Annotated in this window: 21 protein-coding genes and 1 tRNA gene; 20 read left to right on the top strand and 2 right to left on the bottom strand. The window is 52.6% G+C overall.

Features of this window, described 5'->3' with window-relative positions; all coding sequences use genetic code 11:
• Positions 1–155: 155 nt before the first annotated feature.
• From RC74_RS17530 to RC74_RS17485, 11 genes are all read left to right on the top strand, one after another.
• Positions 156–1,382, top strand: coding sequence for a site-specific integrase (locus tag RC74_RS17530; protein ID WP_156477508.1), 1,227 nt, complete (start codon positions 156–158; stop codon positions 1,380–1,382).
• A complete protein-coding gene (locus RC74_RS17525) occupies positions 1,379–2,773 on the top strand; it encodes a hypothetical protein (protein WP_039000928.1) in 1,395 nt (464 codons plus the stop codon). The genes RC74_RS17530 and RC74_RS17525 overlap by 4 nt, the downstream gene beginning before the upstream one ends.
• 34 nt (positions 2,774–2,807) lie before the next feature.
• Positions 2,808–3,614: a hypothetical protein gene (locus RC74_RS17520; RefSeq protein ID WP_062628338.1), complete on the top strand. Its 807-nt coding sequence runs from the start codon at positions 2,808–2,810 to the stop codon at positions 3,612–3,614.
• A gap of 415 nt (positions 3,615–4,029) precedes the next feature.
• A complete protein-coding gene (locus RC74_RS17515; protein WP_039000931.1) occupies positions 4,030–4,938 on the top strand; it encodes a LysR family transcriptional regulator in 909 nt (302 codons plus the stop codon).
• 142 nt (positions 4,939–5,080) lie between these two features.
• Complete coding sequence (locus RC74_RS17510; RefSeq protein ID WP_039000933.1) at positions 5,081–6,241, top strand: ABC transporter substrate-binding protein; 1,161 nt, start codon at positions 5,081–5,083, stop codon at positions 6,239–6,241.
• A gap of 58 nt (positions 6,242–6,299) precedes the next feature.
• Positions 6,300–6,446, top strand: coding sequence for a hypothetical protein (locus RC74_RS23595; protein WP_335339552.1), 147 nt, complete (start codon positions 6,300–6,302; stop codon positions 6,444–6,446).
• Positions 6,443–7,282, top strand: a complete 840-nt coding sequence (locus tag RC74_RS17505; RefSeq protein WP_335339551.1) for an ABC transporter ATP-binding protein — start codon at positions 6,443–6,445, stop codon at positions 7,280–7,282. The genes RC74_RS23595 and RC74_RS17505 overlap by 4 nt, the downstream gene beginning before the upstream one ends.
• On the top strand, positions 7,279–8,190 hold the full coding sequence (locus RC74_RS17500; protein WP_082802349.1) for an ABC transporter permease: 912 nt from the start codon (positions 7,279–7,281) through the stop codon (positions 8,188–8,190). Before RC74_RS17505 ends, RC74_RS17500 begins: the two co-directional genes overlap by 4 nt.
• On the top strand, positions 8,180–8,986 hold the full coding sequence (locus RC74_RS17495; RefSeq protein ID WP_039000937.1) for an ABC transporter permease: 807 nt from the start codon (positions 8,180–8,182) through the stop codon (positions 8,984–8,986). Before RC74_RS17500 ends, RC74_RS17495 begins: the two co-directional genes overlap by 11 nt.
• A 22-nt stretch (positions 8,987–9,008) precedes the next feature.
• Entirely contained in the window at positions 9,009–10,433 is a 1,425-nt protein-coding gene (locus RC74_RS17490) for a gamma-aminobutyraldehyde dehydrogenase (RefSeq protein ID WP_039000938.1), read from the top strand.
• A 36-nt stretch (positions 10,434–10,469) separates the two neighbouring features.
• Positions 10,470–10,769, top strand: coding sequence for a nuclear transport factor 2 family protein (locus RC74_RS17485; protein WP_052274658.1), 300 nt, complete (start codon positions 10,470–10,472; stop codon positions 10,767–10,769).
• A 644-nt stretch (positions 10,770–11,413) separates the two neighbouring features.
• Here RC74_RS17485 and RC74_RS17480 read toward each other — a convergent pair.
• Entirely contained in the window at positions 11,414–11,725 is a 312-nt protein-coding gene (locus tag RC74_RS17480) for a hypothetical protein (RefSeq protein WP_052274659.1), read from the bottom strand.
• A gap of 531 nt (positions 11,726–12,256) precedes the next feature.
• Between RC74_RS17480 and RC74_RS17475 the strand changes: the two genes are divergently transcribed.
• The 7 genes from RC74_RS17475 (at position 12,257) to RC74_RS17450 (ending at position 15,960) form a co-directional block, all read left to right on the top strand.
• Positions 12,257–12,637 (top strand): hypothetical protein, encoded by a 381-nt coding sequence (locus RC74_RS17475; RefSeq protein WP_062628337.1) that lies wholly within the window; start codon positions 12,257–12,259, stop codon positions 12,635–12,637.
• Positions 12,638–12,925: 288 nt separating this feature from the next.
• Positions 12,926–13,303, top strand: coding sequence for a hypothetical protein (locus RC74_RS17470; protein WP_062628336.1), 378 nt, complete (start codon positions 12,926–12,928; stop codon positions 13,301–13,303).
• Between the two features lie 11 nt (positions 13,304–13,314).
• Positions 13,315–13,443 (top strand): hypothetical protein, encoded by a 129-nt coding sequence (locus RC74_RS23425; protein WP_257722128.1) that lies wholly within the window; start codon positions 13,315–13,317, stop codon positions 13,441–13,443.
• Positions 13,444–13,669: 226 nt separating this feature from the next.
• Positions 13,670–14,041 (top strand): hypothetical protein, encoded by a 372-nt coding sequence (locus RC74_RS17465; RefSeq protein ID WP_156477507.1) that lies wholly within the window; start codon positions 13,670–13,672, stop codon positions 14,039–14,041.
• A 32-nt stretch (positions 14,042–14,073) separates the two neighbouring features.
• Positions 14,074–14,448 carry a hypothetical protein gene (locus RC74_RS17460; RefSeq protein WP_062628334.1) on the top strand — a complete coding sequence of 125 codons (375 nt, stop codon included), beginning with the start codon at positions 14,074–14,076 and terminating at the stop codon, positions 14,446–14,448.
• Positions 14,449–14,518: 70 nt separating this feature from the next.
• Positions 14,519–15,016 (top strand): hypothetical protein, encoded by a 498-nt coding sequence (locus RC74_RS22565; protein ID WP_169798750.1) that lies wholly within the window; start codon positions 14,519–14,521, stop codon positions 15,014–15,016.
• A gap of 32 nt (positions 15,017–15,048) precedes the next feature.
• Positions 15,049–15,960: a tyrosine-type recombinase/integrase gene (locus tag RC74_RS17450; protein ID WP_039003157.1), complete on the top strand. Its 912-nt coding sequence runs from the start codon at positions 15,049–15,051 to the stop codon at positions 15,958–15,960.
• Between the two features lie 222 nt (positions 15,961–16,182).
• Here the strand turns inward: RC74_RS17450 and RC74_RS17445 are convergent.
• Positions 16,183–16,272, bottom strand: a tRNA-Ser gene (locus RC74_RS17445).
• A 172-nt stretch (positions 16,273–16,444) separates the two neighbouring features.
• Between RC74_RS17445 and RC74_RS17440 the strand changes: the two genes are divergently transcribed.
• Both RC74_RS17440 and RC74_RS17435 read left to right on the top strand, forming a co-directional pair.
• Positions 16,445–17,269, top strand: a complete 825-nt coding sequence (locus tag RC74_RS17440; protein WP_062628333.1) for a DUF2059 domain-containing protein — start codon at positions 16,445–16,447, stop codon at positions 17,267–17,269.
• 261 nt (positions 17,270–17,530) lie between these two features.
• Positions 17,531–18,238: a 50S ribosomal protein L21 gene (locus tag RC74_RS17435; protein WP_039000633.1), complete on the top strand. Its 708-nt coding sequence runs from the start codon at positions 17,531–17,533 to the stop codon at positions 18,236–18,238.
• The last annotated feature ends 3 nt before the right edge of the window (positions 18,239–18,241 follow it).

Here is an 18,241-nt window from a genome sequence, read left to right as displayed (position 1 = left end):
TCGGGCGGCGTGTTGAAATTGAGCCATGGAATCTGGCGGATCCAGATGTGCTTTATCGCCTTGAGCAAGGTTTCACGACGCCACAAGACCGACGGGTTCTACGACGGGCGCAGAAGTTTCTGAAGAAATTTTCGTTCATAGCTGAGTTTGCCGATTTGCTGCCCAAAGAGCCGATCTGTGTCTTCCCTACGTCTCGGCAATACGATGCGTTGCCAGCACATATTGATGCGGTTTTGGTCGAGATGGCGCATATCGCAGGATCGGAGCGGGACCTGGTCGCCGGCAAAGACAGCGAGACCATTAAAGATGTGACACGGGCACATTATCTTTCCGCGCTGCGCCATCACATTCGGCTGCTTACGCAATGCCCCGCGGAGCCGGCGCAGGGGTATGACAATCCCGTGGAAGATCTGATGACTGTAAATGATGTCGCGGGGCTATTTTCCATCGACCACCTTAAAGCAACGATCCGTCAGACCCAGGCGGTTGAGCATCTTCAGGGCACGATCCGCCAAGTCAGTGCCTATGATTACTATAGCGAAATACTCGTCGTCCTCTCGCGTAACGGAATCGACACGGCAGAAATCTACAAGACGTTCAAATCGAGTATTTTTCTGAGGCAAGGTAAAGACCTTGGTCGTGGCATGACCGAGGCGAGCAAGGTGTGGTGTGCATCCTTGATGAATACCCCCGATCGCGAACGTCGGTTCACCAACATGCATAGAATTCTTATGGCGCAAGCTGAAAAAATCTTCAGTCACGCGGCGGATGAGGGTCGTCCGTTGCTAAGCAAAGAACGGACTCAGATCAGGAAGCTGGGCGTTTGCGCTGCGACATCTGCGATTGAATGGGCCGGTAGGCCGATCCGTCTGTCAAACGTTCTCGAACTGCGCTTGCGCGGCTCTCGACGGAATTTTTTTACGCCCACCAAAGCGCAGCCAGACTACGCGTTTCACCTTTTTGCCGACGAGACTAAGGCAGGTAAATCTGGTGAGAGGACCGCACTTCGCAAAGAGCTCTACGGCCCGCAGGTCTTGGCTTGGTATTTGCGCAAGGTCCGACCGCTCTTTGAGCACGCTGACGACAATCTCTATCTGTTTCCTGCGGTGACCACTCCGGGGAAAAGGCTTGGCAACGGGCTGTTTGACACGTGGTTCCAGAGTGCGGCTTCGAGCGCAGGCTTGCCGATGTCCTTTCATCGGTGGCGGCATGGATACGCCACGCTGTTGCTCGCGTCAGATTGGAATAACCTGCAGTTAGCAGCTGATATGCTGGGGAACACCGTTCCTGTTTGTGCGCAGAAGTACGCCTGGCTGGATAAGCCAAAGTTGATCAAAGCGGGTCAGGATGAACTAATTAAACGTATGAGGGCGTTGAAATGACGCCGCGTAGCATTCTGCTGCGCGCAGAGCATATGGCGCACCTGCTTGATCACCCCGCGTTGAGTGTGGTGACGGATGATGAGTTGCAAGTGCTGGAGCTGTTCATGCGCTTCTGTGCGGAACATGGCCTCACTGAGCCGGGTTATGTAGATGTCGACGCGTTTACAGTGCTCTCAGTGGTATCCTCTCGGAAGGTGGAATTGCTGGCTCGCGCCCTCAATCAATTCGGCGCTGGCTCCGCGCTGCAGGATGCGCTCCAAAAAGCGCGACTAAAAATTGAACACCAAGCCAACTTTAAGGGCGTGACGAAAGGCCGAAATAGAGCCTATAGTCGGAGCGTTTCGGTGGGTGTCGATGGGCTGCCCGATGCCTGGCAGGAGACGCTACAGACCTTGCATCAAGAGTGTGTATTTGCATCCGAAACACACAAGCGCATGCAAAACCGCCTTGGAATGTTCGTATGGTCCTCTGCGCAGGCTGGACTGACGCCAGATTTGGGATCGCGTCCTGCGCAACAAGCGCTCTACAATGATATACGAGCACGCTCAGCAGCGAGGAATGACGGCGTTCCACGATGGTCCTATCTGCGCTCGACTTGGGAAGAAATGCGACGCTTCGCCAGCGCGCACGGCAGTTCAGATGATGTCGTGATGGCTCTTGGGAACACCTATACGGAACTGACGCGCCTTGAGGCAGCGCAAGAACCGCTGAAGTTCAGCAAGATTGTGGATGCCGGGACGACAACGTCGCTCTTGGCTGAAGCCGTAGAAGTTCTCGCACAAGCGCAATTGGCAAGCAGTCCTGCGAAGCGGTGGAACTTGCGCAATCGTGCGGCCGCGATCGCGATCGGTTGCGCGGTGCCCGCCAGGCCGGGCGATGTTGTGGAACATCATGTCTTTGGGGCAGGGCTATTCTATGATCAGGCCCAAGGTGTGTACCGTTTTAAGTATGTGCCGCAGAAGACGGAGCATCAGATTTATGAACCGCTGGAAATCTCGCTGACGCCCCCTTGGAACCAGTTTATTGATGCGCTCATTCTCCAAGACCAAGATCCGCGTTATCTCGTAAATCTCCGTGAGAAAGCCTTCGCGGACCAGCGACCGCTTTATGTGAACTACGGTGGAACACCCTGTGTTTATGCATGGTACAGCGGTGCATGGTGCGCCGTTGCCGGCACCGGTGGGCATATCGCACGCACCCTCCTTTACGATGAGTTCAGCGATATGGGGCCCTTTGGCCTCGAATACGCGGCCGCATCAAACCACCATATCTCTGAAAAAATAAAAGCCAAATATAGATCGAGTGCGTCGATCAGGAAAAGCTACGCCCAAGCACATAACACCATGGTCGAACGCTATGCGAATGCCGATGACATCAGCGACCTCATCTGAACTCAACCTCGTAATCCTCAAACAAGGACTCCTAATGTACCTTTCTGACATCCCTGAAATAGAGACATTCTCACCTCAGACTCGGGCTTGCCTGAGCCTCTTTGGTCACGCGGCTGGCGGCCTCAATCGGGTTTTGATTGCTGAATTTGATGAGCTTTTCCCCGAGGCCTTCGAAAAGCTTGATCCGCAGTTTAATAGCCGCATTCCAAGCGCTCGCGTTTACAAGCTGGCGCGCAAAGAAGTCGTGCGGATTTTGGCACAGTATGGCTACCGAGAGAACCCTTGGGAGTTTTTGCGCATGTTGATCCGGGACGCCGGCGAAAGGGATACAATCGAGCACGCCTGGGGAGGTCTCAAGACTCCGGCGATTGCCGCGGGGCTTCGGCCTGCCGACATTACTGCGGCGTGGGTGTGGTCGCTTGAAGCGGAAGCAAAAGGAGGGAATTCTCGCCTATCCCTTCGACGAGGTGCCAGGGTGTTTGACCAACTTTTTGAGATACCGTCCGTTGTTGAAAGCGGCATTCTGCCGCCAAAGCGGATCGGGGCCGGTCCACGCTATCGCAAATCTGGGGATGTGGAAGCGGTTCTGCCTCCCAAGTTGGCGCAAGTTCACCAAAGCTCGGGCGGCGCGTATCGGTCAGCAATCTCAGGTGTTTGGCGGGCGATCCTTGCTGCCGAAATTACGGTCTCAGTCGATCCCTCGCTCGAAGAAATTGGCGCTGTTATAGATAAGATTGTCGAGCTGCCCGCGGCTTTGATCGGTGTGAGTGAGAGCACTTGGAAAGCATATTTATGCCGGATTGGTATCGTCCTGCAAAAGAATACGCACCAGGTGAATTGAAGGGAAGGTTTGAGACTGGGCGCATCCAGGCTGCCCTTCATACCGTGTGTTCTTGGCCACATCCGCCCTATGGAACTCGGATGGTGTTGCAAACCGCAAGACAGAGACTGGTCTGCCATTGGCCCATTTTATCTGCCCATAAGCGGGTAGGGGAAAGGATAAGAATACGGGGGGTCCGCATATTGTGTTGGGCTGCTTTGCGGAGGAAGCAGACCTTCAATTGAGTTTTGATGGTGTCTGGTTTGGTAACTTTCTGGTCAGAATTTTGGCAGCCCAAAATAGGCAGTATAGTCGCTTAAAATGGGTCGATTAGAGCATGATAGTATTTGCCCAGCTTGGTTGTTCTAAAATCCACCATTGAGCGCATGTGTCTTGGTCTATAGGTTTACTCTGGAACAATAAGGCGACCCAATACGTGTCATTCACAATCCGCCAGTTAAGTTATTTCGTTGCGGTTGCCGAACAGGGTTCCGTAAGTGCCGCCGCGCAATCGCTGCTCATCTCACAAAGTACCGTCACCGAAGCCGTCAAAGACCTCGAGGCTGATCTGGGGGTGAAGTTATTTGATCGTCATTCGCGTGGACTACGGATCACCCACCGAGGGCATCAGTTCTTGCGCCATGCAACCACGATCCTGTCGGATGTATACGGTGCGCGACAGGCGTTCGCAAATGAAGACAACATAACAAGCGGCAACCTACATCTTGGCCTGACATCGCTTGTGGCGGGGTATGTGATATCAGATTTGCTGGCGAAATACCGCCGCGCCAACCCAGAAGTGGAAATACGTGCGATTGAGGATTCCAGTGAATACCTTGAACATCTGCTTATCGGCGGTGAGATGGATGTTGCTGTGATGATGACATCACGAGTGACACAGCGTGATGCGTTGCATACAGAAACGCTGAATGTGTCGCCCTATCGTTTGTGGATGCCAATGGGTCACCGACTGGTAAATCAAGACAGTATTAGCCTGTCGGATTTGAGTGACGAACCTTTGATTATGTTGAACATTGATGAAATGGAACAAGAAGCTGTAAAGTTATTATCGGTGTTCGGATCGCGGCCCAAAGTGGCGTTTCGCACACGATCAGTGGAAGCCGTGCGATCACTGGTCGCCACCGGTGCAGGTGTGGCATTGTTACCCGATCTTGTATATCGGCCTTGGTCACTTGAAGGGGACCGCATCGAGGCACGCGATGTGTCCGGCGCGCTGCCTGTCGTTCAAGTCGGGCTCGTCTGGCGTAAGGGGTCAAAATTATCGGCGGCCGCGCGCGAGTTTGTATCTGTCGCACAGGCGCACCGTTCACTCGCGGAAACCTGAAACGTGCCAGGCACAGTGCTATCGGAAAAAACGATATCACCTTTCTGATAAATGAATTTGTCTGGATCAAATAGTTCCGCCATCCTATGATCAATAACGGGCAGAAAATACGCCCGAAAACATCCGCATGGGGGAACTACCAATGAAATATTTTCTAAAATCCAGCGTTTCTGTTTTAATCGGGCTGTCGTTTGCCGGCCAAACGATGGCGCAAACGATGGTCACAGATATCGGTGAAGGCGAGGGTCAAGTGAACATCGTGGCATGGCCCGGTTACCTCGAGCGCGGCGAGACTTCGCCGGACTTTGACTGGATTAGCGGTTTCGAAGAGGCAACCAGTTGTAAGGTCAACGTCAAGTCAGCCAATACCAGTGATGAAATGGTCGCCCTGATGAACGAGGGCGGTTTTGATCTGGTCACGGCCTCGGGCGATGCGTCCTTACGGATGGTGGCAGGGAACCGAGTGCAGCCGATCAACGTTGATCTGATCCCAAGTTGGTCCACCGTCGATGACCGCCTAAAAAACGCACCGTGGCACTATGTGAACGACACGCACTATGGCGTTCCCTATATGTGGGGGCCGAATGTGTTGATGTATTCTACCGAAGTCTTCCCTGAAGCTCCGACCAGTTGGGACGTCGTGTTCAAAGCGATGGATTTTCCCGACGGCCAACCGAACCAGGGCCGCGTTCAAGCCTATGACGGCCCGATCCACATTGCCGATGCCGCTAATTATCTGATGTTTCATAACCCTGAACTTGGTATCACATCGCCCTATGAATTGAACGATGACCAGTATACGGCTGCTCTTGAATTGCTGCGCGGGCAGCGTAAACTCGTCAGCCGCTATTGGCACGACGCCTTTATCCAGATTGATGATTTTAAGAATGAAGGCATGGCCGCATCCGGTACGTGGCCTTTTCAGGTCGGTCTGTTGCAAGGCGATGGTGCGCCTGTTGCATCTACCATTCCACAAGAGGGTGCGACTGGCTGGGCAGATTCCACAATGATGCATGTGGACGCTGAGAATCCGAATTGCAGCTACATGTGGATGGAACACACGCTGGCCTCAAATTTGCAATCTGACCTTTCGGTCTGGTTTGGCGCAAACCCTTCCGTACTTGCGGCCTGCACCGATGGTCGCGGCATGCAAACTGCCGAAGGTTGTACTGCCAACGGCCTGGATGATTTTGACCGTATTAAATTTTGGACAACGCCAGTTTCATCCTGCGAAAGTCAGGGAACCTGTGTGCCATATTATCGTTGGGTGTCAGATTACATTGGCGTAATTGGCGGCCGTTAACACTTGATCTTACCCGCCCGCCGCCTTTCAAGGCGGCGGACAACCATCTGGAATAATTATGACATCTGCCATCCGCCTATCCGGCGTTTCGCGCCACTATGGTGCTGTGAAAGCCGTCGACAACATTGACCTTGATATCGCCGAGGGTGAATTTTTTGCAATGCTTGGGCCTTCGGGTCTGGCAAAACAACCACCCTGCGCTTGATCGCCGGATTTGAACGCCCGACCGTTGGTGAAATTAATATTTATGGCGAAGTCGCTCAAGGCATTCCTCCTTACAAACGCCCCGTTAATACCGTATTTCAGGATTACGCGCTGTTTCCTCATTTGAACGTGCGCGACAATGTCGCCTACGGGTTGATGGTGGCAGGCGTTGCCAAATCTGTTCGTCACCGAGATGCCGATGAAGCTCTCGAAATGGTCGCGCTCGGTGCGTATGGCAGCCGCAAGCCGTCAGAATTGTCTGGTGGCCAGCGCCAGCGCGTCGCGCTTGCGCGCGCATTGGTTAACAAGCCCAAGGCGTTACTGTTGGATGAACCCCTCGGCGCGCTGGATCTAAAGCTGCGCGAACAAATGCAAGAGGAATTAAAAATTCTCCAACGCAGCCTTGGTATCACCTTCGTTTTCGTGACCCACGACCAAGGCGAGGCGTTGTCGATGGCCGACCGTGTCGCGGTGTTCAACGAGGGGCACATCGTGCAGATCGGCTCACCCGAAGATATTTACTATCGTCCAGAACACCCGTTTGTGGCCGATTTTGTAGGATCTTCCAATGTGCTGCCACCCGAATTTATGATCAAATTGACGGGAGAACACACTTACGGTTCCTTGCGCCCCGAAGCCGTATTTTTGGCAGAACAGGGGCACGCGGCACAGGTCACAAGCGTCAGCTTTCTGGGCGCCGCAACCCGCGTTTCGATGACTGTTGGCAGTGTGGCGATGACTATGTTGGTGCCCAAAGCTGCCGCAATTCCCAAAGCTGGAGACACAGTGCAGGTGGATTGGAACGCCGCCGATCTGCATCTGATGGCTGCATCATGAGCGCGTTGAACCGTATTTCCGACACGCTGTGGCGCAGACCAAACCTGTTGGTGCTTGCGTTGATCCTGCCACCCGTTCTGTGGCTTGGCGTTATCTATCTTGGGTCATTATTCGCGCTGCTGGCGCAAAGTTTCTTTTCGATCGATGAATTTTCCGGTGTGATCCAATACGAACTCACCCTGAAAACCTACGGCGAACTCTTCCGCCCCTCCAATTTCGACATCATCATCCGCACGGTTGTTATGGCTGTCGCTGTCACTGTCGGGGCTGCAATCATCGGCTTTCCTGTCGCTTTTTTCGCCGCTCGATATGCGCGCGGAAAATGGAAGGCGATTTTTTACCTTGGTGTGATGATGCCCCTTTGGTCCAGTTATCTGGTCAAAGTTTACTCATGGAAGTTGATCCTCGCCAAAGAAGGTATCTTGAATTGGTTTTTCGAAACCTTGCATCTGAGTTGGCTGTTGAATGCCTACCTCTCGATACCAATTATTGGCGGCAATTCCTTGTCCGTCAGTGCGACAGGGACGTTTCTGGTGTTCCTTTACGTCTGGCTGCCGTTCATGATTTTGCCTATTCAAGCATCGCTGGAACGCGTTCCCCACACTATGTTGGAAGCATCAGGAGACCTTGGCGCGCGCCCTTATCAGACCTTTCGCCACGTACTGTTTCCGTTAGCTTTGCCGGGTGTAATCGCAGGCTCCATCTTTACGTTCTCGCTGACGCTGGGGGATTACATTATTCCGCAGATCGTCGGGTCGTCGCGCCGCTTTATCGGACAAGCAGTCTATGCCTATCAGGGCACTGCGGGAAACATCCCGCTCGCCGCTGCCTTCGCGGTTGTGCCGATTGTTTTAATGATCGTGTATTTATGGATTGCAAAACGTCAAGGAGCCTTTGATGCACTCTGATCGCGCGCCCTTTGGCCTCAAAATAGCCGCCGGACTTGGCCTTGCTTTCATGCACTTACCGATCCTGCTAATCTTCGTCTACGCATTTACCACCGAAGACAAATCCTACCAATGGCCGCCCCCCGGTTTTACCCTGAAATGGTTCGCCGTGACATGGGAACGCACAGATGTTTGGGAAGCTTTGGGTTTGTCCTTAAAAGTTGCAAGCGTTTCAACAGTGATTGCCCTTATCCTCGGGACGCTTTGTGCCGCCGCAGTCAGCCGCACAAAATTCTTCGGGCGCGAGGCAATTTCACTGCTGGTGATCCTGCCTATCGCGTTGCCGGGCATCATCACGGGTATTTCATTGCGATCGGCGTTCAACCTCGCTGATATCCCGTTCAGTTTTTGGACTATCGTCTTGGGCCATGCGACGTTCTGTGTCGTTGTCGTCTACAACAACGCCGTGGCGCGGTTTCGTCGTGTGTCTGGTAGCCTTGTAGAAGCATCAATGGACCTTGGCGCAAACAGCTTTCAGACGTTCCGCTATGTCATTCTACCCAATATATCGACTGCATTATTGGCGGGTGGCATGCTCGCGTTTGCACTGTCATTCGACGAGGTCATCGTCACGACCTTTACTGCCGGACAACAACAAACCTTGCCGATCTGGATGCTTGAGGAATTGGTGCGTCCACGGCAACGCCCCGTCACCAACGTGGTTGCTTTGGTCGTTGTCCTTGTCACATTTCTGCCGATCCTCGGCGCTTACTACCTGACGCGCGGTACCGACACCGTGGCTGGTCAGGGGAAATAACAAAATAAAGAGAGAGTATTCTATGGAAACCAATATGCTCATCGGTTCGTCGTTCGAAGCTGGTACTGAAACGGAAGAGAACGTGTTGAATCCGCGCACAGGCGAAGTGATCCTGACCCTTCCTGAGGCAAGTACTGGTCAGATTGATCGTGCAGTCGCTGCCGCGCGCAACGCCTTTACCAAGTGGTCACGTACCACACCTGCTGAACGATCCGCAAAATTGCTGACGATTGCCGATGCAATTGAGGCCAACCTTGAAAATCTCGCCCAGCTTGAGGCGCTCAACTGTGGTAAACCGATCAACGAGGTCCGGAACGAAGAAGTTCCCGCAGTAGCAGATTGCTTTCGTTATTTCGCGGGGGCGGTGCGCAACATGCATACCTCCGCAGCGGGTGAATATTTGGAGGGGCACACCTCCATGGTCCGCCGGGACCCCATTGGTGTCATCGCCTCCATCGCGCCGTGGAATTATCCAATGATGATGATGGCGTGGAAACTGGCTCCGGCATTGGCGGGCGGCAATACAATTGTATTGAAACCGTCAGAACAAACACCGCTAACCGCGATGGCATTGGCCAAAATCATGTCAGATATTCTGCCTGAAGGCGTGGTAAATGTCGTTGTGGGACAAGGTGCCAGTGTCGGTAACGCCCTGATCAGCCATCCGGATGTCGACATGGTCTCAATTACGGGCGACGTGGCGACCGGTAAAAAAGTACTGCAAGCAGCGTCAAAAACCGTCAAACGCACCCATCTTGAATTGGGCGGCAAGGCCCCCGTAATTGTATTTGATGACGCTGACCTGGGTCGTGTTGTCGAGGGATTGAAAGCGTCCGGGTATTACAACGCAGGCCAAGATTGCACCGCCGCCTGCCGAATTTATGCGGGCCCTAAAATCTATGAAAAACTGGTGGCTGAATTGTCGGCTGCCGTCTCAAGTATCGTTTACGACAATGCCGATGACACGCTGAACGAAATACCACCTTTGATTTCCCTGCGTCAACGTGATCGTGTAGCCAGCTTCGTCGAGCGTACTCGGGAACACAAACATATGGAGATCACAACCGGCGGCGGGCTGCACGATGGTCCCGGTTACTATTTCCAACCGACGATCGTCGCAGGTGCGCTGCAATCAGATGAAATCGTGCAGCGCGAGGTTTTCGGCCCAGTTGTATCTGTCACGCGTTTTTCCGATACCGATCAAGCGGTAGAATGGGCTAACGACAGTGTTTACGGCCTCGCTTCATCGATCTGGACGCAGGACGTAAGCCGCGCGATGGATGTGTCCGCCCGCATGCGCTACGGCTGCACATGGGTAAACACGCATTTCATGCTTGTGAACGAAATGCCCCATGGCGGCTTGAAGCAATCGGGCTACGGCAAAGATATGTCGATGTACGCCTTGGAAGATTACACAGCCGTACGCCACGTAATGATAGCGCATTAACGGGGCGATCGCTTGCGTGCAGGTTCGAAAAGGAGAATGAAATGGATAGAGAAATCGATGCATCCGCTTTGCATGCAGGCTGGCCATTATAACGGCCAATATGAGTTCTTCGATTGCGCGGAGTTCATCAAGTCGCTTGAGGTCAAAGTCATGAAACCGCCCAGGATACCCTACGATGCTGAAATAATCTCGATTGATATGACTGGCGATATCGCCGTCGTGAAGGTTGAGGATGATTGTTTTGGGACGACCTTCACCGATTACTTCTCGCTGATCAAGAGTGAGGGACGGTGGCAAATTGTTATGAAAATTTTCTTAGGTCATGCCAATGCGTAATTTGTCCCAAATGCCACGGATGATCCACGTAGGTTGAGTCTATTGACCCGTTAGGGTAGCCTACGACGATTGAAACCAAGCGCTGTTGCAACGCGGCCCAAGCAGCGTCACTGTTGGGACCGTGCGCGTGAGAGCGCACCCTGACCGCATGACGCGGCGAGGGTAACGAATAGTCATACGGCGCAGTGCGGGCTACTTGCCCGGTCTTGACCGAAAAGTCCGCATATTGCGTCTGGACCACGCCAAAGTGCGTTACTGAAAAGGTCAAATGGGTTGAAAGCACAATGGTGTCCTGAATGCGGCCCTTACCCTGACCTGAAAATTTAAGCGTGACTTATTGGTCTATAAGATTGAAGGCAAATCTATGGGCGGAAATGTTCCGCAGGAGCACAGCAGAATTTCTCTGAAGTCTCGAAGACTATGTGTTTCTACTCTTCATCTTGTGATCTTAGCGACACCAATTCCCAAAACCAACCATTCACTGCGACACAGAAAACAGATAAAGTGGGTTCGAAGCCGCCATTCGTGCGGCATATTTCACATCAGATAAGTGCTGCGAACGACCAGATTACTTCCGCAAGTGCCATCCCAGAAGGGCGCACCTCGACCCAGCGTATGTCGCCGTTGAGGTTCTTCGTGGCTGGTCAGCAGAATGGTCTTATGAACTTGTCGTAGTGGGCATGAAGCGAGTTCACATTCTGGATGTGGTGGTTCCCGGCTGCGATACGTTTGCCCAGTTTGCTGCCGATGACAAAATGCTCGTCTCCACGCTGAGAGGCAACCTTCGCATAAGCGCTGGCACCATCAGAGCAAAGCACCGCATAGCGAGGCACCAAGGGCTTCATTGCGCACTCCAACGTCGCGCTCTTTCGGTTGGGTGGGCGTTCAAACAGGCGCACACCGCCTCGGTCGGCAACGGTCAGGATGTGCATCTGCCACTTTGAGCGGCCGGGCATCACCTTCAGCTCTTGGGTCGTATTGCCTTCCCAGCGAGGACGGGGTGGCTTCGTGGATCAGAGAAGTGCTGAACCTATTCAGCCCCATTTCGGGCATTGTTCACCGCAGTAGGACGGGCACTAAGCTTCTTGGTTTGCACGCGCCTCGATCTCTGAGATTGCCTCAGTCTTGCGCCGGAGAACCCGAATTATTGCCTGGGCATCCTTGATTTGAGTCGGATTTAGCCTCGTCGAGGCTTTCGCAAAATCGGCGAAAATCGCGGTGTAGCAAGTGCATTACTCCGCTGGAAAGGCGGGGTGATATAGGCCTTTTATTTGCGAACCGATGCCCGCCAACACGAAATGCGGATACCCCAAAGGAGTATCGAATGGCAGGTCGTTTTTTGTTTCCCCGCTGCCTCTTTGTGAGCAGCAAGAAAACAAAAAACGACCTGCCGAAAAGAGTAAGGGACACCCCGCGTGGTCTGAGAGAAAGGCCCATACCGCGCGCTTGAGCCGTCAATAGGGCGGCATTAAAAAGAGACATTCCAGATGTTTGATTACCGTCAAAATGCAGACCTGTGTGCCGTAAATCGCTTCCTGCAAGATAATTGGGAGGTGATCGGGGCCGCATCATTTATTCTCGGCGGCCAACGGGCGTTCAACCGGTCTAAAAAACTGCTCGAAGATGTTTGTGCGGGTACGGTTTTAACACGCCAGTTGAAGCGTGAACTACAGACCCTCCATGATCTCCTGAGTTTGCGCCACGTCACTGATCCTGAAAACAGAAAATGCGGATATCTCGCCGAAAGCGACCTTGCGGATCCCGTTGTCGAAGGCATTTTCTTACTCAAATACGGGCTCCATGGCATTCTCACGCAGATAGATGCGGAGCAGGAATTGCCGCCCAAGGATCATCACCTCGCGGCCTGACACGAGCCAAGCCGAACCTTGTCTATGCGGCGATGCCGCAAGAGGAAACGCTGCAATGAACTTGTATTTTATAGTCGAAATCAATGGAAGCCTGCGTGCAGTCGGTCCGCAGGCCTCAATAGAAAATGGGGATTGATGCGAACTTTTCTGCGTATTCTTCTTGGTGAGAATACGCAGAAAAGCTCTGTCAGCCCCCAGTAAAAAGGATGCAAGATGACATGAAACAGAACCCGACACCCCGCCTGAGCCTCTTGTCCGTCACACCACGAAAACCAAAAGGAGTTTCAAATGACGTATCAAGAAACCACAGCAATCAAAGGATTGTGCTCATTCCTCACCCATAATTACGAACCGCTGCAAAACGCAGCCTTTCTATTGGGGGGAGGCCCCGCGCTGCGGCGCATTCAGTCTTTGTGCGATGATCTCTCATCGAACAAGACATTGACCCGAAGTTCAAAACGTAACCTGGTTGAGTTACACAAGGTTCTGTCTTTGTATTACGTCGCGGATCCGGAAAGGCTGGAATACGGTCTTTTTGCCGAAATCGACCCATACGATCCGGTGGTCGAAGAGATCTGTCTCTTAACTGATGGGCTGATGGATCATATGCGCGCTATCGATAACGCTTCGAATGCGCCTGTCTTCCATTTCGACATGGCAGCGTGAAGGAGGCCGCGATGCATTATAGCTCCGAAAGGCAAATAGATACGCAACTCGAGAATTTGACGCTGAGTGCATCCATGCCGCCGTTCCTGTCGTGCGTTCTTGGTCTCATCGGCCCCATGGCGACCGAGATGGTCGTGTAAGCTGCAAGACCGCGTACCGCTGGCCCATACGCGGGCAGGGGGAAAAGAATAATAATTGAGACTGTCAGTATATTTTGTATTTCTCGCGGCCTCTTTGTGAGCCGCAAGAAAACAAAAAACGACCTGCCGAAAAAGAGTAAGTGACACCCCGCGAGGTACAAAAGGAGAGCCCGTGCCGGGGTGCTTGAGCCGCCAATTGGGCGGCATTGAAAAAGAGGATTTCCGCATGAATCGGAAACAACTTCTCGCTGCGGTAAAGGCTTTTATCGCACAAAACGACATGGAATTGCAAAACGCGGTTCTGCTTCTTGGTGGTTCCGTCGCTCTAATGCGACTGCAACGCTTTCGCCGCGCGCTGACGGCACCGAACGGCAAAGTTAGGCTGCTCCGCGAGTTGAATTGGCTGCATGGGCTCCTGGGCCTCGAGCATGTCGCGGACTTCGATCGAGAGGAGGCTGGCTACTGTGCAATGATCAATCCTGAAGATCCGGTCGTATGGCAAATCTGCCTGCTGACAGAGGCGGTGGGTGCCCTTATCGACGGCTATGAACAAATCATGCCTGTGGGTGGTGAGCAAGCTGGTGAGGTGGCAGCGTGAGTAATATCCGACACGAGGAGAGCCTGGAGGCGATGGTAGCGCGTGCAATTAACTCGGGTCAGGCATTTGGGAGAGATTATGCCCAATCTGGGCCGGTTCTGAAGAGCTACCATCGCCGTGTACTTCTGCAGACCTTGGAGCGACTGGAGAGCGGGGAGGTCTTTGAGGCGCAGGATGATGAATGCATCTCCGCTATGGGGTCAGCGCTCGTCAGCGCAGCCAATGACTTACGTCCAGGCTACGGAAATCGTATCCTCGATGTCTGCAAACATGAGGAATATCTGTTCAACAATGCGTTGGAAGACCTCCGCCGGTTTATCTTGCAATGGGAAAGTTTCGATTTTGTTCGCAAGCAAGCCCGGGCCAGAATAGCGGCGCGGCGATTGCTGTCACAAGTTGAGCCGTAGCATCTGCTACTAATTTGGGGTCGTAAAAGTTCGGTCTGAGAATTCCTGAGGGCTGCTGCAGAAAATTCTGATGGCTGATTTTGTGTATGGATTCAAACCAGAGTTAAACCCATTTTTTTCTTTTTCTCACCGAACTCACCTTCTGATTACGAAAATGCAAACACGTAACGGAAGTATCTCAATGGCGGATAAAACTAATCAAACCAAAATTTTATTTTCTGAGGAGGAGCACAACATCCTCAACTCGATGAAACCGAGGCTCAGGGCATCGGTCGTCGCGCAGCTGAGTGGATTGTCCCAAAGGGCAATCACACAGCACGCGGCGAACGATAACATTCCAGGGGCCGTCAAGCATGGCAGTCTGTGGACTTTCGACCACGACCTGGCTGTAATCTGGATTAAAGAGGGCAGTAAATGTCACAGAAACAAAACAAACCCAAAAACATCTTCAAGCAAGAAGGTAGTAAATATTGGTGGCTCCGCGTCAAGATCTACGGCGTCACCCACCGAGAGTCGCTTCGCACAACTTCTCAAAGAGTCGCGGAGAAAAGGGCCAAAAACCGCATAAAGGAGCTGAGAGGGTTAGACGAGGCTGGTGAATTGGATTGGAGCTTCGGAGCAGGCCTCGCCAATTTCTATGACGCCTTGGGGCTCGAAAGCAGTTCTTGGGGAATTGATACGCGCAAACGCTACCGGTGCAGTCTGCGACAGATTCTGCGCGTTGTTGATAATATTTGTGAAGACAATGGTCACAATGTTGAGGAATTGATGGCAGCAGAAGTTACGACAGCACTTGTCTCGGACTATGTCGCGCGCAGGCGAGAAGAAGGGGTGACGGTCGCAACGATTAATCGAGATCTGACTGCCTTCATGAACCTTATGAAATCGATGAAAAATGCTGGGTGGATCGATGTCAATCCGGTTCAGCTTTATGAAAAGCAAGGTATGAAGGAAATATTGCCCGACATAATTTTGCCAACAGAGAAGTGCCTTCAGAAACTTTCTGACCGGGCGCCGGGCACACTGACCCATTTCGCACATTTCTTAAATGTCACAGGCGGACGTGTAACGGAAATGGCAAAACTCCAATGGTCAGATATCTCTGGCATGGGAACCCCGATCGAAGGCCGCGTAGAGGCTGTGCTGCGTCATACGAAAGGTGGGAAAATTCGCACCATAGCATTGCGCCAAGAGGCCATCGATATCCTCAACAAAATCCCTCGCTCGAACGCATCACAGTTTGTGTTCTGGAACGGCACAGAACATGGTTTCTACAAGGATCCTTCGAACCTGTTTTGGGAATACGGCCAAGAAACCGGATTTAACGCGCGCCTTCACGATCTAAGGCATAAGTTCGCCATTGAACGCTTAAAGGAGGGGTGGTCAATTTACAGGGTGCAAAAGTATATTGGGCATGGGTCTGTGTTGACCACAGAGCGCTACTATCTGAGGTATCTGTCGGATGCGCAGCAAGCGTCGGTGCGCGCTGATGGAGACAACGGTTTCCGATAAGGGTCTACAACACCGTGAAATTCAAAAGGGATCTTGCCGGCGCAGGGTCCCTTTTTGTTTTGCGGGTCGTGCTGTTTTGGGAAGAAAAGGGGGCATAGTCGGCGCCATCGGAGCGCTGAAAAAGCGTCATAGTATGACACCTTTTCGTGTAAATGTTGAAATTGGCCTGATGTTTGGCTTGCCCGTGAAAGGGTATATTTCTGTTTAATTTCAAGAAGATACTGGCGGAGAGACAGGGATTCGAACCCTGGGAACCCGTTAAGGCTCAACGGTTTTCGAGACCGCCACGTTCGACCACTCCGCCACCTCTCCGCGTAGGGTCCGTGGGCGGTTTAGTCTGGGGCGGAGAAATCTACAAGCTCTTTTTGCACAGTCGTGTCGAATTACGCTGATCACGGGGGCTGACTGCAAATTGAAGGGGAGGGTGCTTAAATTATTTGTTAGAATACACTATGTCTATATGAGTCGCCAAAAAGGGGTATGTATGCGGTCTGTTATGTTAGCCATTGTGTTTGTGCTTGGGATCGTTGGCCCCGTCGTCGCCGAACGGGAGGCGGATCTGAATCGATTGTCCGAAATTCTGCTTGTGGATGACATGATCGAAATTTTGTCCGACGAGGGGATGCAATATGGCGAGACCCTTGGGATGGAACTTTTTGACGGGCGTGGCGATGCCGATTGGGAGCGCCGCCTAACGGCGATCTATTCGCAGGACAGAATGAAGGCAGAGTTTCGCGCAAGCTTCGACCCGCTTTTGAGTGACGAGACCCTTGCTGCCGCGCTGGCGTTTTTTACTACGCCCTTCGGCGAAAAACTCGTGCGGTTGGAAATGAGCGCGCGTTTGGCAATAAGTGATCCCGACGTAAATGCGGCAAGCGAGGCGCGTTTAAAGGCAATGATCCGCAACAATGACCCTCTTTTGCCCCGCATACGAGAATATATTAAGGTTTACGACCTTATAGATATGAATGTGGCAAGTTCGATGAACGAAACCTTCGAGTTTTTGTCGGCAATGGGCGATATGGGAGCGTTGACAGACGACATGACCGAGAGCGCAATTCTAGCGGATGTCTGGCAGGATGAACCCCAAATTCGGGCGGATACGACAGAGTGGTTGATGACTTATTTAACCATGAGTTATTCGCCGTTATCCGAGGACGAAATGACGAAAAACATTGCGTTTGGCCGCACAGACGCTGGCCGACAATTTAACAATGCGATGTTCAAAGCCTTTGGGGACGTCTATGCGGAGATCTCGCGTAAATTGGGGCGTGCGGCTGCGGGGTACATCCTGAGCGAGGACATTTAGACGGACCTCTTGCGAGGGCGTTTCCGTTAGCAGGCATTGAGACATTAAAAACCCGGTCAGAAGGGGATAATTCCCAAAGGTGCCTTGACTTCGCGGGGGTTTACGATGATAAGCCGCCATCTTAGTGCAGGATTCCTACGGGATTCCTGTCTTGAGAATGATTTTTTTACCGCCCATAGGGGCGCGCTGTCCGAGGTGCCATTCTGGCGAAACTCCCAAATTTGGGGACCACAAGACGCGGAAATTGCGAAGGAAGACTAAATGTTTGCGGTTCTAAAAACCGGCGGCAAGCAATACCGAGTTCAAAGTGGCGACGTGCTGCGTATTGAACGTATTGCTGCAGATGCGGGCGAAACTGTTCAGTTCAACGAAGTTCTTATGGTTGGTGCGAATGTTGGCGCCCCTTTGATCGAAGATGCTGCTGTGCAGGCCGAAGTGATCGACCAGATCAAAGGCGAAAAGCTTATTCACTTCGTTAAGCGTCGTCGTAAGCACGGCTCACAACGCACCAAAGGTCACCGTCAACGGCTGACCTTGGTTCGGATTACGGATATCCTTGAAAAAGGTGCTGCGAAATCTGGCGTTAAACTTGCACAAGGCACGGGCTCTGTTCCTGCTTCTGTGGTTGCTGCCATGGCGCCTGTTGTTCCTAAAGCGAAAAACGCTCTTTCTGCACGTGCAGCGGCTGCGGCGGCTCCGAAAGCGGAAACTGCTGTAAAAGCTCCTAAAGCAAAAGCGGCGAAAGCTGCCCCTGCTGAAGCGGCTTCCGGCGCAGATGATTTGAAGAAATTGTCCGGTGTTGGCCCCGCGCTTGAGAAAAAACTGATCGCGGGTGGTGTTACTTCCTTCGCTCAGATCGCTGCTTGGACAGATGCTGACGTTGCAAAATTTGACGAGGCGCTCTCGTTCAAAGGCCGCATCGAACGCGAGGGCTGGATTGCCCAAGCTCAAGAATTCACTAAAGGCTAAGGA

The sequence above is a fragment of the Falsihalocynthiibacter arcticus genome, from assembly GCF_000812665.2.
GTDB classification, from domain to species: Bacteria; Pseudomonadota; Alphaproteobacteria; order Rhodobacterales; family Rhodobacteraceae; genus Falsihalocynthiibacter; species Falsihalocynthiibacter arcticus.
The sequence above is the reverse complement of the archived record's forward strand: the minus strand, read 5'-3'. Positions and strand labels throughout refer to the sequence as shown.

Coding starts and splice junctions, on each gene's coding strand:
- RC74_RS17440 (WP_062628333.1), top strand. CDS start 16,445: ATGCGGTCTGTTATGTTAGCCATTGTGTTTGTGCTTGGGATCGTTGGC.
- RC74_RS17465 (WP_156477507.1), top strand. CDS start 13,670: ATGAATCGGAAACAACTTCTCGCTGCGGTAAAGGCTTTTATCGCACAA.
- RC74_RS22565 (WP_169798750.1), top strand. CDS start 14,519: ATGGCTGATTTTGTGTATGGATTCAAACCAGAGTTAAACCCATTTTTT.
- RC74_RS17475 (WP_062628337.1), top strand. CDS start 12,257: ATGTTTGATTACCGTCAAAATGCAGACCTGTGTGCCGTAAATCGCTTC.
- RC74_RS17485 (WP_052274658.1), top strand. CDS start 10,470: ATGAAATGGATAGAGAAATCGATGCATCCGCTTTGCATGCAGGCTGGC.
- RC74_RS17495 (WP_039000937.1), top strand. CDS start 8,180: ATGCACTCTGATCGCGCGCCCTTTGGCCTCAAAATAGCCGCCGGACTT.
- RC74_RS17470 (WP_062628336.1), top strand. CDS start 12,926: ATGACGTATCAAGAAACCACAGCAATCAAAGGATTGTGCTCATTCCTC.
- RC74_RS17435 (WP_039000633.1), top strand. CDS start 17,531: ATGTTTGCGGTTCTAAAAACCGGCGGCAAGCAATACCGAGTTCAAAGT.
- RC74_RS17490 (WP_039000938.1), top strand. CDS start 9,009: ATGGAAACCAATATGCTCATCGGTTCGTCGTTCGAAGCTGGTACTGAA.
- RC74_RS23595 (WP_335339552.1), top strand. CDS start 6,300: ATGACATCTGCCATCCGCCTATCCGGCGTTTCGCGCCACTATGGTGCT.
- RC74_RS17480 (WP_052274659.1), bottom strand. CDS start 11,725: ATGCCCGGCCGCTCAAAGTGGCAGATGCACATCCTGACCGTTGCCGAC.
- RC74_RS17500 (WP_082802349.1), top strand. CDS start 7,279: ATGAGCGCGTTGAACCGTATTTCCGACACGCTGTGGCGCAGACCAAAC.
- RC74_RS17520 (WP_062628338.1), top strand. CDS start 2,808: ATGTACCTTTCTGACATCCCTGAAATAGAGACATTCTCACCTCAGACT.
- RC74_RS17510 (WP_039000933.1), top strand. CDS start 5,081: ATGAAATATTTTCTAAAATCCAGCGTTTCTGTTTTAATCGGGCTGTCG.
- RC74_RS17525 (WP_039000928.1), top strand. CDS start 1,379: ATGACGCCGCGTAGCATTCTGCTGCGCGCAGAGCATATGGCGCACCTG.
- RC74_RS17460 (WP_062628334.1), top strand. CDS start 14,074: ATGGTAGCGCGTGCAATTAACTCGGGTCAGGCATTTGGGAGAGATTAT.
- RC74_RS23425 (WP_257722128.1), top strand. CDS start 13,315: ATGCATTATAGCTCCGAAAGGCAAATAGATACGCAACTCGAGAATTTG.